Annotated in this window: 14 protein-coding genes; 4 read left to right on the forward strand and 10 right to left on the reverse strand. The window is 57.6% G+C overall.

Features of this window, described 5'->3' with window-relative positions:
* Positions 1 to 12: 12 nt before the first annotated feature.
* From napA to ACR0AY_RS15940, 9 genes are all read right to left on the reverse strand, one after another.
* Positions 13 to 2,505 carry a nitrate reductase catalytic subunit NapA gene (napA, locus tag ACR0AY_RS15900; RefSeq protein ID WP_170408120.1) on the reverse strand — a complete coding sequence of 831 codons (2,493 nt, stop codon included), beginning with the start codon at positions 2,503 to 2,505 and terminating at the stop codon, positions 13 to 15.
* 17 nt (positions 2,506 to 2,522) lie between these two features.
* Positions 2,523 to 2,795 (reverse strand): chaperone NapD, encoded by a 273-nt coding sequence (locus tag ACR0AY_RS15905; RefSeq protein ID WP_170513617.1) that lies wholly within the window; start codon positions 2,793 to 2,795, stop codon positions 2,523 to 2,525.
* Positions 2,792 to 3,301, reverse strand: a complete 510-nt coding sequence (gene napF, locus ACR0AY_RS15910; protein ID WP_170514439.1) for a ferredoxin-type protein NapF — start codon at positions 3,299 to 3,301, stop codon at positions 2,792 to 2,794. The genes ACR0AY_RS15905 and napF overlap by 4 nt, the downstream gene beginning before the upstream one ends.
* Before the next feature lie 140 nt (positions 3,302 to 3,441).
* Positions 3,442 to 5,370 carry a 1-deoxy-D-xylulose-5-phosphate synthase gene (dxs, locus tag ACR0AY_RS15915; RefSeq protein ID WP_480454399.1) on the reverse strand — a complete coding sequence of 643 codons (1,929 nt, stop codon included), beginning with the start codon at positions 5,368 to 5,370 and terminating at the stop codon, positions 3,442 to 3,444.
* 14 nt (positions 5,371 to 5,384) lie between these two features.
* Positions 5,385 to 6,251, reverse strand: coding sequence for a polyprenyl synthetase family protein (locus tag ACR0AY_RS15920; protein WP_170514445.1), 867 nt, complete (start codon positions 6,249 to 6,251; stop codon positions 5,385 to 5,387).
* Positions 6,252 to 6,494, reverse strand: coding sequence for an exodeoxyribonuclease VII small subunit (locus tag ACR0AY_RS15925; protein ID WP_010443127.1), 243 nt, complete (start codon positions 6,492 to 6,494; stop codon positions 6,252 to 6,254).
* Positions 6,491 to 7,417: a histone deacetylase family protein gene (locus ACR0AY_RS15930; RefSeq protein ID WP_170514448.1), complete on the reverse strand. Its 927-nt coding sequence runs from the start codon at positions 7,415 to 7,417 to the stop codon at positions 6,491 to 6,493. Before ACR0AY_RS15930 ends, ACR0AY_RS15925 begins: the two co-directional genes overlap by 4 nt.
* Positions 7,418 to 7,486: 69 nt before the next feature.
* Positions 7,487 to 8,188 carry a response regulator gene (locus ACR0AY_RS15935; protein WP_170514451.1) on the reverse strand — a complete coding sequence of 234 codons (702 nt, stop codon included), beginning with the start codon at positions 8,186 to 8,188 and terminating at the stop codon, positions 7,487 to 7,489.
* The gene (locus ACR0AY_RS15940; RefSeq protein WP_170398209.1) at positions 8,185 to 8,697 is read right to left on the reverse strand and encodes a MarR family winged helix-turn-helix transcriptional regulator; all 513 of its coding nucleotides are present in this window, start codon (positions 8,695 to 8,697) and stop codon (positions 8,185 to 8,187) included. The genes ACR0AY_RS15935 and ACR0AY_RS15940 overlap by 4 nt, the downstream gene beginning before the upstream one ends.
* A gap of 158 nt (positions 8,698 to 8,855) precedes the next feature.
* On the opposite strand from ACR0AY_RS15940, the gene ACR0AY_RS15945 reads away from it, so the two are divergent.
* The 4 genes from ACR0AY_RS15945 (at position 8,856) to ACR0AY_RS15960 (ending at position 11,744) form a co-directional block, all read left to right on the forward strand.
* Positions 8,856 to 9,722, forward strand: a complete 867-nt coding sequence (locus tag ACR0AY_RS15945; RefSeq protein ID WP_170514453.1) for a branched-chain amino acid aminotransferase — start codon at positions 8,856 to 8,858, stop codon at positions 9,720 to 9,722.
* Between the two features lie 116 nt (positions 9,723 to 9,838).
* The gene (locus tag ACR0AY_RS15950) at positions 9,839 to 10,789 is read left to right on the forward strand and encodes an AraC family transcriptional regulator (protein ID WP_170408132.1); all 951 of its coding nucleotides are present in this window, start codon (positions 9,839 to 9,841) and stop codon (positions 10,787 to 10,789) included.
* A gap of 111 nt (positions 10,790 to 10,900) precedes the next feature.
* Entirely contained in the window at positions 10,901 to 11,266 is a 366-nt protein-coding gene (locus ACR0AY_RS15955) for an SPW repeat domain-containing protein (RefSeq protein ID WP_170398218.1), read from the forward strand.
* A 268-nt stretch (positions 11,267 to 11,534) separates the two neighbouring features.
* Positions 11,535 to 11,744: a hypothetical protein gene (locus tag ACR0AY_RS15960; RefSeq protein ID WP_170398221.1), complete on the forward strand. Its 210-nt coding sequence runs from the start codon at positions 11,535 to 11,537 to the stop codon at positions 11,742 to 11,744.
* Here the strand turns inward: ACR0AY_RS15960 and cobO are convergent.
* On the reverse strand, positions 11,741 to 12,340 hold the full coding sequence (gene cobO / locus ACR0AY_RS15965) for a cob(I)yrinic acid a,c-diamide adenosyltransferase (RefSeq protein WP_170398223.1): 600 nt from the start codon (positions 12,338 to 12,340) through the stop codon (positions 11,741 to 11,743). The genes ACR0AY_RS15960 and cobO overlap by 4 nt on opposite strands.
* Positions 12,341 to 12,388: the final 48 nt, after the last annotated feature.

Consider the following 12,388-nt stretch of genomic DNA (forward strand, 5'->3'; position numbering starts at 1 on the left):
CTTGCCAGCCTTTTACGCGCGCTCGACCTTACAGGCGCATTTCTTGAAGTCGGTCTCTTTCGACAGCGGGCAGGTTGCGTCTAGCGTCAGCTTGTTGGTTAGCTGGCCTTCGTCGAACCACGGCATGAACACCAGACCACGCGGTACTTTGTTCCGGCCTCGGGTTTCGACACGGCTGTTGACCTCGCCGCGGCGGGTAGACAGAACGATCTCCTGTCCGCGCCGCAGACCACGCTCGCGCGCATCATCCGGGTGCATGTAGACAACGGCGGCGGGATAGGAGCGGTGCAATTCGGGCACGCGGCGGGTCATCGAACCTGAATGCCAATGTTCCAGCACACGCCCGGTGCAGAGCCACAGGTTGAATTCCTCATCCGGTACCTCGGGGGCGGGTTCGTATGGCGCGAAGATGATCTTGGCCTTGCCGTCCTTATGGCCATAGAATTTCACGTCTTCGCCTTCAGGCACATACGGATCATAGCCTTCTCGGAAGCGGTACAGTGTTTCCTTACCATCCACGACTGGCCAGCGCAGGCCACGCGCCTGGTGGTAGGTTTCGAATGGGGCCAGATCGTGCGCGTGGCCGCGCCCAAACTCGGCATATTCCTCGAACAGGCCCTTTTGCACGTAGTAGCCAAAGTGCTCGGACTCGTCGTTGTCGAATCCTTCTGCGGTCTCTGACAGCGGGAACTTGTCGATCGTGCCATTGGCGAACAGCACGTCATACATGGTCTTACCACGATGTTCTGGCATGGTCGCCAGCAGTTCCTCGCCCCAAACCTCTTCAACGGTGAAGCGTTTGGAGAACTCCATCAACTGCCACAGATCGGATTTCGCTTCGCCGGGAGCTTTGACCTGTTGCCGCCAGAATTGGGTGCGACGCTCGGCGTTGCCATAGGCGCCTTCCTTCTCGACCCACATGGCGGTAGGCAAGATCAGGTCAGCCGACAGGGCTGTTACAGTAGGATAGGGATCGGAGACGGCAATGAAGTTCTCCGGGTTGCGATAGCCGGGATAGCCTTCTTCGTTGATATTGGGCGCGGCCTGCATGTTGTTGGTGCACTGCACCCAATAGGCATTCAGATCGCCGTCCTTCAGCTTGCGGTGCTGCAAAACGGCGTGGAATCCGGGTTTGGGTGGGATGGTGCCCGCAGGAATTTTCCACGCGGTCTCGCAAATCTCGCGGTGTTTATCGTTTGCCACAACCATATCAGCCGGCAGACGGTGAGCGAAGGTTCCGACCTCACGTGCCGTACCACAGGCCGAAGGTTGACCGGTGAGCGAGAAGGGCGAGTTTCCGGGTTCGGAAATCTTACCCACCAGCAGGTGCACATTGTACATCAGCGAGTTCACCCACGATCCGCGAGTATGCTGATTGAAGCCCATGGTCCACAGGCTCATCACTTTGCGGTTGGGGTCGGCATATTGCTGGGCCAGACGCTCAAGCTGAGCGGCAGGAACACCGGAGAGTTCCGATGTGTATTCCAGCGTGTATTCCGATACCGCTTCGGCATATTCTTCGAAGCTGATCGGCTCCATCTTGCCAGAGTTTGGATTCTCTGCCTCTTCCTGCAGCGGGTTGTTATCGCGCAGTCCATAGCCAATATCGGTGGCGGTCTTGGTGATGTTGACGTGTTTGTTGACGAACTCTTCGTTCACCGCGCCGTTCTGGATAATGTAGTTGGCGATATAGTTCAGGATCGCCAGATCGGTCTGCGGCGCAAAGACCATTCCATTGTCGGCCAACTCGAACGAGCGGTGTTCATAGGTCGACAGTACATGCACTTCGGATCCCGGTTTGGTCAGACGCGTGTCGGTCAGGCGTGACCACAGAATCGGGTGCATCTCGGCCATGTTCGAGCCCCAGAGCACGAATGTGTCTGCGTGCTCGAAATCGTCATAGCAGCCCATTGGTTCATCAATGCCGAAGGTGCGCATGAAGCCGACAACCGCCGAGGCCATACAATGGCGCGCGTTGGGGTCGATGTTGTTGGATCGGAAACCGGCTTTCATCATCTTGGCAGCAGCGTAGCCCTCCCAAACGGTCCACTGGCCCGAACCGAACATGCCAACGCTGGTCGGGCCTTTCTTGGCCAATGCCTCTTTCCACTTGGCAGCCATGACGTCGAAGGCTTCGTCCCAGCTGACGGGCTCGAACTCACCGTTCTTGTCATATTCGCCGTTGGTTTTGCGCAGCATCGGCGTGGTCAGGCGGTCTTTGCCGTACATGATCTTGGACAGGAAATAGCCCTTGATACAGTTCAGACCGCGGTTCACCGGCGCATCCGGGTCGCCTTGGGTAGCGACCACGCGCCCGTCTTTGGTGCCAACCAGAACCGAGCATCCGGTGCCGCAGAACCGGCAGGCGGCTTTGTCCCAACGGATATCAGGGTTGCCGACCTGAGCGCTGGCTTGTCCGGTCGCAAGGGGAAGTCCTGCGGCTGATGCTGTCGCAGCGGCGGCGGTTGATTTCAAGAAGGTCCGGCGGGATTCAGAGATGGTCATGACATGGGTCTCCGGCTTTAGATCTGGCGAGAAGCGTTAAGGTGCGGACGGGTCTCCGCGAGGTCTTCGAAATGATGGTAGGTCAGGGTCAGAGAGATCACACCCGGGATCTGGTGCAGATCCATGATCGTCTCGGACGCCATTTTTTCCGGCGTATCCTCGACCACAACAACAATGCGGCCATCCTCGGATGCCGCGTGAACTTCTGCCCCGTTTGTACTTGCAATCGCGGCCTGTGCACTCTGCGTGGTTTCGGGGGCTACATGGACGAGGCATCCACAGATATTCATAAGGCTACCTCCTGAGTGGGCGGGGTGTGGCGTTCAAAGCTGACAGAACCGGCAGGACAGGCGCTGGCACAAGCGCCACAGCCGGTGCAAATATCGGTGTCGAGTTGGGGTTCAGCACGACCACCGGTTTGCAGCCGAAAGCGGATCGCGTTGTGGTCGCAGACATCCTGACAAACCCGACAGCTGACACCATTCATCGACAGGCAAGAGGCCGACACCGCAGCGCGCCAAGGCCAATCAGCCACGTGTTCAGGATTCAGCGCCCCGGTCGGGCAAGCATTGGCGCAATCACCGCAAAAAGTGCAGGGGCCTGCGTCCAATTGCACAACAGGCCAGCCTTGCGCGTCGAAACGGATGATATCTTTAGGGCAGGCCTCGCGGCATTCGTCGCATTGAGTGCAAAGCTCAAGAAACTCGGTCACCGCACCCGGTGGGTGGATGGCTGATGTATCCTCGCGCAGCACTTTCCCTTTCAGGAATGCGCGTCGGCTGGCTAGCTTGTTCATTCGCTCGCGACCTTTGAGTGATCGACAGGGGTTGGCCTGCCTGACTCGGGTGTTAGCGTAGCACAGCGTGTAAGGAATTGACCTAGATCATTTTTGAACTGCTTATTTTTTCAGCATCCAGGGGCGGCAACACCCGAATATCAGGCGCGTTTCTCACCGATTGTAGCAACGCCAAGAACCGAGAGAACCTTTGCCTCGATCTGTTCTGCGTTCATTCCTGCGACGGCGTACATATCCGCCGGGCTCGCCTGATCGATGAAGATATCCGGCAGCACCATCGAGCGATACTTCAACCCTTCGTCAAACACGCCCTCATCCGCAAGCAATTGTGCAACATGGCTGCCAAAGCCGCCGATGGCCCCTTCCTCGATGGAGATCAGTGCCTCGTGATTGGCAGCCAGATCAAGGATCAGGTCCCGATCCAGCGGTTTGGCAAAGCGTGCATCGGCGATGGTGGGCTTGATCCCGCGCGCCGATAGCGCCTCTGCTGCTTTCTGCACCTCGGCCAGCCGCGTACCGAAAGACAGCAGCGCCACCCGGGCACCTTTCTGGATCAACCGGCCCTTGCCGATCTCCAATACTTCTCCGCGCTCGGGCAGATCAACGCCCGCTCCTTCGCCGCGAGGATACCGGAAAGCGATCGGGCCATCGTCATGTGCCACCGCAGTGGCGACCATGTGCATCAATTCGGCCTCATCTGCAGCCGCCATGACAACCATACCCGGAAGGTTGGCCATGTAAGCAATATCAAACGACCCCGCATGGGTCGCACCGTCTGCCCCAACCAGACCCGCACGGTCGATGGCAAATCGCACCGGCAGGCGTTGGATCGCCACATCATGCACAACCTGATCATAGCCACGCTGCAGGAATGTCGAATACATCGCACAGAATGGTTTCATGCCCCCGGCGGCCAGCGCAGCCGAGAAGGTCACGCCATGCTGTTCGGCAATCGCAACGTCGAAACAGCGCGACGGATAGCGCTCGGCAAACAGGTTCAGCCCGGTACCGTCCGGCATCGCGGCTGTAACCGCGACGATCTTGTCATCCCGCGCTGCTTCATCGACCAGCGTCTTGCCAAAGACCGAGGTATAGGAAGGCGCGTTCGAAGGCGCCTTTTTCTGCTCGCCCGTCACCACATCGAACTTGGCGGTCGCGTGACCCTTGTCGCGGGCCTGTTCGGCGGGGGCATACCCCTTGCCTTTCTTGGTCAGCACATGGATCAGGATCGGTCCGCTTGCCTTCGCCTTGACCGCACGCAGAACCGGCAGCAACTGGTCCAGATCATGCCCGTCGATCGGGCCAAGATAGGAAAAGCCGAGCTCTTCAAATAGCGTCCCACCCATAGCCATGCCTTTCAGCATATCCTTGGCGCGCTTTGCCCCTTCGCGGAAGGGTTCCGGCAGCAACGACACCGCACCTTTGGCAGCAGCTTTCAGATCGTGAAACGGTTCTTCGGCATAGATGCGCGATAGATAGTTCGATAGGGCACCCACCGGCGGTGCAATGCTCATCTCATTGTCATTGAGAATTACGATCAAGCGTTTCTTCAGGTGGCCTGCGTTGTTCATCGCCTCAAAGGCCATGCCGGCGGACATAGAGCCATCGCCGATCACAGCGATCGCATCGCCCAGCCCTTCAGGCGTAACGCCGCCCAGATCACGCGCGACAGCAAAGCCTAACGCGGCACTGATCGAGGTACTGGAATGTGCAGCGCCGAATGGATCATAGGCGCTTTCACTGCGCTTGGTGAATCCGCTCAGGCCGTCTTTTGTGCGAAGGGTGCGAATTCGGTCCCGGCGTTCTGTCAGAATCTTGTGCGGATAACACTGGTGACCTACGTCCCAGATGATCTTGTCTCGTGGCGTGTCGAATACCGCGTGCAGCGCCGTGGTCAGCTCGACGACACCCAGACCCGCGCCCAGATGCCCTCCGGTCACCGACACTGCCGAAATAGTCTCGGCCCGCAACTCATGTGCGACCTGATGCAACTGCGCATCTGAAAACTGCTTCAGATCTGCTGGGCGGCTCACAAGGTCCAACAAGGGCGTATTTGGGCGGTCAGACATTTGGCGTTCCTGGCTTAGCTGTCCCGGGCAATAACGAAGCGGGCAGCCTGCTTCAAGGTTTCTGCAGCGGGGCCATGTTCGTCCAGCGCAGCACAAGCCTGATCCACAAGCTCAATTGCACGGGATCTGGCGGCGTCCAGACCCAGTAGCGAGACAAAGGTCGCTTTGCCCGCCTCGGCGTCTTTCTGCAGCCGCTTTCCGGCCTTTTCGGCATCTCCTTCGACATCCAAAATGTCATCCGCGATCTGAAAGGCAAGCCCAAGCGCCTGGGCATATTGGCGCAAGGGGGTGGGATCGGCCTGCGCCAATCGCGCACCCGCGCAGGCGGACCATTCGATCAACGCACCGGTCTTGCCCGCTTGCAGATGTGTAATCTCATCCAGTGTCAGCGGCTCCGCCGCCGTCTCAGCGGCGATATCCAGCGCCTGACCCAGAACCATACCCTGTGCGCCGCTCGCTTTTGCCAGCGTTAGAGCCAGTTCAGCGCGTATTTCAGCGTTTCCAACCTCTGGTCGAGCGCAAAGCTCAAACGCAAGTGTCTGCAGCGCATCCCCGGCCAGAACGGCGGTGCCCTCATCCCATTTCACGTGCACCGTCGGGCGTCCACGCCTCAGGTCGTCATCATCCATGCAAGGCAGGTCGTCATGGACCAGAGAGTATGCATGCAGCGCTTCGATACCTGTCGCTGGCCAGATTGCCCGAGCTGTATCGACGCCAAGCAACCGCGCGCTTTCCAATACCAGAAACCCTCGCAGACGCTTGCCGCCCACGGTGGCATAGGCCATGGCCCGTGTCACATCCAGATCATCCAACGCGCTCAGAACCAGATCGAAATGGCTCTGAATCAGCGCGGCATCCTGTGCCAGCTTTTCACGAAACATTTACTGACCTTCGACAGGCGTCGTCCCGGTTGGCTGGCCATCTGCGTCCAGAGTGATCGCGGCCACTTTTTCCTCAGCACGCTTCAACTCATCCTCGCAGCGCTTCTTCAATGCGGCGCCACGTTCGTACAGCGCAATCGATTGATCCAGCGCCACATCACCACGTTCCAACTGGCCAACCACGGCCTCAAGCTCTTTCATCGCTTGTTCGAACGTCATCTGTTCAACTGGGGTATCGGTCATCGTGCTGCCTTTATCAGTTCTTCCACATGGGCGCGTGTCGCCTCGGCCAATGCGTTCAGATCATAACCGCCTTCCAGAGTCGAGACGATACGGCCATCACACACTTCATCGGCAATCTTGCACAGCTCCGCCGTGATCCAGGCGAAATCGCCCGTGGACCAATTGAGATTGGCCAACGGATCATCCTGATGCGCATCAAACCCAGCGGATATAATGATCAGTTCCGGCCTGAACGCCCGCAGACGCGGAAAGGCTTGCGCCTCATAGGCTCCCCGCATCTCGGCCCCACCCGTGCCCGGAGCCAATGGTATGTTCAAAACGGTCTCATAAGCACCGGTCTCATCCGGGCGGCCCGAGCCCGGCCACAAGGGCATCTGCTGGCTGGTAATCACCAAAGCGCGTTTCTCATCCCACAGCAGGTCTTGCGTGCCATTGCCATGATGCACGTCGAAATCCACCACTGCCACGCGGTTCAACCCGTGATGATCCAACGCGTGCTTTGCAGCCAGCGCGGCATTCCCAAACAGACAGAACCCCATGGCCGTCTCGGTCTCGGCATGATGCCCCGGAGGCCGAATAGCGCAAAACGCGTTCGGCGCTTCGCCGGTCAGTACCAAATCAACGGCCCGCACCACCGCGCCCGCCGCACGATAGGCCGCATCAACAGATCCCGGAGACATGAACGTATCCCCATCAATCTGCTTGAACCCATCCGGGGGCCTATGGTCGAGAATATCGCTGATATGGTTCTGCGGATGCACCCTTAGCAGATCATCATCCGCCGCCAACGGCGCCGTCACACGCTGAAGATCCAGCCCCTCAAGCGCATGCAGGATATGCTCCAACCGCGCAACCCGTTCCGGATGTCCCTCAGGTGTCACATGGTGCAAACAATCTGCATGGGTCAATAGGGCGGTTTTCATCAGGATCCCATCTTCATCTGGCTAAAAATACCTTCGCCGAAGGCTTAAGATCGCCGCGCAGCGGCAAAATCAATCCGGTGCCAACATATACCCTGCACCCCGTACGGTCTGCAGATACCGGGGTTGCTTCGGATCTTGCTCAAGCTTCCGACGCAAGCGGGTGATCTGTACGTCCACAGCGCGCTCCTGTGCCTGACCTTTGTCACGCCCCAGATCTTCGACCAGCTTGGCTCGGCTGATCGGTTCGCCGGGTTGAGCCGAGAATATTTTCATCAACTGGCTTTCGGTCGCGGTTAGGCGCACCGGGTCTTCGCCCTGCCACATCTCACCGCGTTCGATATCATAGCGAATGGGCCCAAGATGTAGAATCTTCGCCGCCGTGTCCTGTGCAGATGTCTCTGGCATCCGACGCAGAATGGCGTTGATCCTCAGCAGCAACTCTTTCGGCTCGAATGGCTTGGCCAGATAGTCATCCGCGCCCGCCTCAAGCCCGGCAATCCGATGCTCGGTCTCGCCCTTGGCCGTCAAAAGCAGGATCGGGGTGGAATGGGTGTCGCGCAGGGATCGGGTCAGGCTAACGCCGTCTTCGCCGGGCATCATCACATCCAGTACAATCAAGTCGAAATCGAGCCCCGACAAAACCCGCCGTGCGTGCGCTGCATCCCGCGCCGCGGTTACAAGAAAACCGCTGCGCATCAGGAATTTCTTGAGCAAATCACGAATACGCTCGTCATCGTCGACGATCAGAAGATGGGCGTCCATTTCGCTCATGAAGTCGTATCCCGCAGTTTCGTATATGCACGACGCATATCAGCATCCATCATCGCTTCAAGCACTTTGCGAAACCCGGCCACCGCTTCGGGGCCCGCATCTTTGTAGGCCGCACGCATCCGGGCGCGCTGGGCGTCAGATAGTTTGGCCTCGAGTGCCTTTCCTTTATCCGTCAGAAATAGGTGGCGTTCGCGTTTGTCCACTGTTCCGACCCGGCTTTCGACCAACCCATCTTCAATCAGGCTGCGCAAGACGCGATTCAGCGATTGCTTCGTGACACCCAATATGGCCAGCAGATTGTTCACCGTCGTTCCCGGCGCTCGGTTGATAAAGTGGATGGCCCGGTGATGCGCCCGACCATAGGCCAATTCAGTCAGGATGCGATCAGGATCAGCGGTAAAACCTCGATAGGCAAAAAACATGGCCTCGATGCCCTGCCTCAGTTGTTCATCTGTCAGAAACAACAGGCTTTCTCCGCCAAAGACCGGGGCGGGACGGATGTCGGTCATGTTGGGCCTCATTCGCAATATAACCTGACTTTATGTCAGCCTTATTGACATTCCAAGAGCGCGCAGGTATCGAATCGCAGTTTTTGCGCAACATTGTGTCCGATACGGACCTAAGCGGCGCAACATTCGGAAATATCGACCGCTTCAGGAGGTTTCGCATGGCTGGATATGACGATCGCGACGGTGTCATCTGGATGGATGGCGAATTGGTGCCCTGGCGTGAGGCCAATGTGCACATCCTGTCCCACGCGATGCATTATGCGTCTTCGGTGTTCGAGGGTGAGCGCGCTTACAACGGCAAGATCTTCAAAAGCCGCGAGCATTCCGAACGCCTGATCGCGTCGGCAGAGGCGCTGGATATGCCGATGCCATACTCGGTCGATGAGATCGAGGCCGCCAAGGAAGAAGCGCTCAAAGCCAGTGGTCTTCAAGATGCGTATATACGTGCGCTGGTCTGGCGTGGCTCGGGCGAGGATATGGGTGTGGCGTCCGCCAAGAATCCGGTTCGGATGGCCATCGCTGTTTGGCCTTGGGGTGCCTATTACGGTGACGCTAAGATGCAAGGCGCCAAGTTGGACATCGCCGAGTGGAAACGACCCAGTCCGGAAACCATTCCAGTCCATGCCAAGGCAGCAGGTCTTTACATGATCTGCACCATTTCCAAACACAAAGCTGAGGCCAAAGGCTGCTCGGACGCTTTGTTCATGGATTATAATGGCAATGTCGCCGAGGCGACGGGGGCAAATGTCTTCTTCGTTAAGGATGGCGAAGTGCACACCCCGCTGGCCGATTGCTTCCTCAACGGCATCACTCGTCAGACGGTGATCCAGATGCTGAAAGACAAGGGCATCACTGTTCATGAACGTCGGATCCGTCCCGAGGAGATGGCCGATTTCGAGCAATGCTGGCTGACTGGCACTGCAGCCGAGGTTACACCTGTCGGGCAGATCGGCGATTATACCTTCGAGGTTGGCGATCTGACCCGCGAAATCGCCGAAGATTACGAGAAATTGGTCCGCGCGTAAGTTAACACCGTATTGAACCCCCGCTCAGGCGGGGGTTTTGATTGCAGATCATGCAAATATGCATGCAGATCGTTCGAAGGTATGGACGCTGCCGGGCCAAGCCGTATCGTTGGCTCATGTTAGATCTTCTCAGCGATATCCTTACACGCCTGTCTCTGCGTGGCACATTTTATTTCCGCACATCCTTTACTCCGCCGTTTGGGATACAGGTGCCGGGCTTCGAGAACGTGGCCCGGTTTCACTTTGTGCAACGCGGTGAATTGAAGGTGCACCTGCCAACAACCGGCGAGACCTTGCGGTTGCGGCAGGGTGATCTGATTCTTATTCCCCACGGTGCGCCGCATGCGCTGCTGTGTAATGAAGTCAAACCCTATGATGCCTTGCCCCTTGAGCGGGTGTTAGAGCTGTCAGGCTACAAAGGCGATGGTGTCCTGGTTTATGGCGGTGAGGAAGACGAGCGCGATACGCAACTGATTTGCGGACATTTCTCATTCACCGGGCCAGCCGGGCGAAACGGAACCGGTCATATGCTGATCGACCGGTTGCCACCTTTTATACTGATCGAGAATTACGGTGAAGAAGCGGGTGCCTGGATCGAGGCGACATTGCGTATGATCGGATCTGAAGTGTCCGGTGCTCGTATCGGCGGTGACCTGATCGCGCTGAAACTGTCCGAAGTGCTGTTTGCGCAAGCGATCCGGGCATACCTTGAACATCAAAGTCCTCATGATGCCGCGCTTGCCGGATTTGCCGATCCGCGCATCTCGCGGGCGCTGACAGCATTTCACCAGTCTCCGGCGCAGGAGTGGAGCGTTGCGATGCTCGCGCGAGAAGCAGCAATGTCACGCACCGCATTTGCGCAGCTTTTCTCACAAAAGATGGGGACTACCCCGATGCAGTACCTGACGGACTGGCGGATGCAGATCGCGTGCCATGGGTTGACCGAAAATCGCTGGAACGTTGCGGATGCCGCAGCAGAAGTGGGATACGCGTCCGAGGCTGCGTTTTCACGCGTGTTCAAGAAGCAGGTCGGACTGTCGCCCGCCGCGTACCGTGCGATGCACTAATCGTACAGATCAATCGAACGATCTGCAATAAATGCAAAACGAACTGAGATGTTGCGTTCAATCACGCGCCCCTAATCTTTGATCATCACTGATTGAAGAAAGGAAGTTCACATGTCCCTGCGTTTTGTCACCCGCTCTGTCCATGCCTATCTTGACTACCCGGTTGCGATTGCGCTGATGGTTTTGCCTTTTGTACTGGGGCTGGGCCAGTCCAACCCGCTGGCACTCTGGCTGTCCGTTGTGACCGGCATTGCAGCATTCGTACTGACCGTTCTGACAGACCATCACCTTGGGATTTGGCGGGTTCTGCCATACAAGTTCCACTTGGCTGTTGATCTGCTTGTCGGCGTCACGTTCCTGTTTGCGCCCAGCCTGTTTGGATTTTCTGGGCTTGATGCGTTGTTCTACTGGGTGAACGGGGCCGCAGTCGTTGTGGTGATCTCGCTCAGCGCGCCCGAACAGAGCGCTATTGTTTGAAGTGAGTCAGAACCGTAGCGATCAGCTGGGCCATGCGGGCATCCGGATGGCCTTTTTTTGTTTTAGACACTAATAAGGCCAAATTTGCCCAATGGGTCGCCCCTGTTGCATCAGATTTTCAGGCTTGAATTTTCCGACAAAAACCATCAGATATAGCGCAACGCCAGATGACACCATCAAGCAACTGGTTCCGGGGCGATCTGTGGGCTCAGCAAAAGCAGATGTGAAAGCCCGCCATCGCCCCGGGAACGACCAAAGGAGCCCGCGATTGCGTGATCGATTTGAAGAACTGATGGCCGATCCCTGCTGTGCATCGTGTGATTGCGACGCGCTAACCTCAGAAGTCGCGGCCTATCTCGATCACAAGACCTGCAACGCCGAGCGCTGCCGGGCGCTCGAAGAACGCTCAGCCGCAACGATGTACGCAGTCAGGCGCGATTCGATGCGCGCGCTGAATGAGGGTGGTGCGCGGGCCTAGAAATCCACACCACGTTGGGCTTTGATGCCGGCTTGGAACGGGTGTTTTTCTTCGGTCATCTCGGTTACCAGATCCGCATAGTCCCTGAGGGCTTGCGGGGCATCCCGGCCAGTCAGGAACACACTGGTTTTGTCTGATCGGGTCTGAAGCCCTTCAATAACAGTGTCTACTGAAAGGTATTCGTAGCGCAGGGCGATATTGATCTCGTCGAGGACAACCAGATCGTAGTCGCCGCTTTTCATCAGATCACAGGCCTTGTTGAAGGCCGAAGTCGCTGCCGCGATGTCGCGCTCGCGGTCCTGCGTATCCCAGGTAAACCCTTCGCCCATCGTGTGCCAGGTGACCAGGTCGCGTTCCTCAAAGAACCTGCGCTCACCGGTTTTCCACTTGCCCTTGATGAACTGAACCACAGCCACTTTCTGGCCCCAGCCCAATGCCCGGATCACCACGCCAAATGCAGCCGAGGATTTTCCCTTGCCCTTACCTGTATTGATCAGCACCAGTCCCCGGCCGGGATCGACCGCTTCCGAGACTTTCTTGCGGTGCTTGGCTTGCACCTCTTGCATCTTTTCTTTGTGGTTCTGTGCGTCGCTCATCGGGAAACCTCATAGGTGTATCGCGACCCAAACTAGGGAAAGATTGCG

The organism is Ruegeria sp. A5, assembly GCF_056543005.1.

Coding starts and splice junctions, on each gene's coding strand:
- napA (WP_170408120.1), bottom strand. CDS start 2,505: ATGACCATCTCTGAATCCCGCCGGACCTTCTTGAAATCAACCGCCGCC.
- ACR0AY_RS15905 (WP_170513617.1), bottom strand. CDS start 2,795: ATGAATATCTGTGGATGCCTCGTCCATGTAGCCCCCGAAACCACGCAG.
- napF (WP_170514439.1), bottom strand. CDS start 3,301: ATGAACAAGCTAGCCAGCCGACGCGCATTCCTGAAAGGGAAAGTGCTG.
- dxs (WP_480454399.1), bottom strand. CDS start 5,370: ATGTCTGACCGCCCAAATACGCCCTTGTTGGACCTTGTGAGCCGCCCA.
- ACR0AY_RS15920 (WP_170514445.1), bottom strand. CDS start 6,251: ATGTTTCGTGAAAAGCTGGCACAGGATGCCGCGCTGATTCAGAGCCAT.
- ACR0AY_RS15925 (WP_010443127.1), bottom strand. CDS start 6,494: ATGACCGATACCCCAGTTGAACAGATGACGTTCGAACAAGCGATGAAA.
- ACR0AY_RS15930 (WP_170514448.1), bottom strand. CDS start 7,417: ATGAAAACCGCCCTATTGACCCATGCAGATTGTTTGCACCATGTGACA.
- ACR0AY_RS15935 (WP_170514451.1), bottom strand. CDS start 8,188: ATGAGCGAAATGGACGCCCATCTTCTGATCGTCGACGATGACGAGCGT.
- ACR0AY_RS15940 (WP_170398209.1), bottom strand. CDS start 8,697: ATGACCGACATCCGTCCCGCCCCGGTCTTTGGCGGAGAAAGCCTGTTG.
- ACR0AY_RS15945 (WP_170514453.1), top strand. CDS start 8,856: ATGGCTGGATATGACGATCGCGACGGTGTCATCTGGATGGATGGCGAA.
- ACR0AY_RS15950 (WP_170408132.1), top strand. CDS start 9,839: ATGTTAGATCTTCTCAGCGATATCCTTACACGCCTGTCTCTGCGTGGC.
- ACR0AY_RS15955 (WP_170398218.1), top strand. CDS start 10,901: ATGTCCCTGCGTTTTGTCACCCGCTCTGTCCATGCCTATCTTGACTAC.
- cobO (WP_170398223.1), bottom strand. CDS start 12,340: ATGAGCGACGCACAGAACCACAAAGAAAAGATGCAAGAGGTGCAAGCC.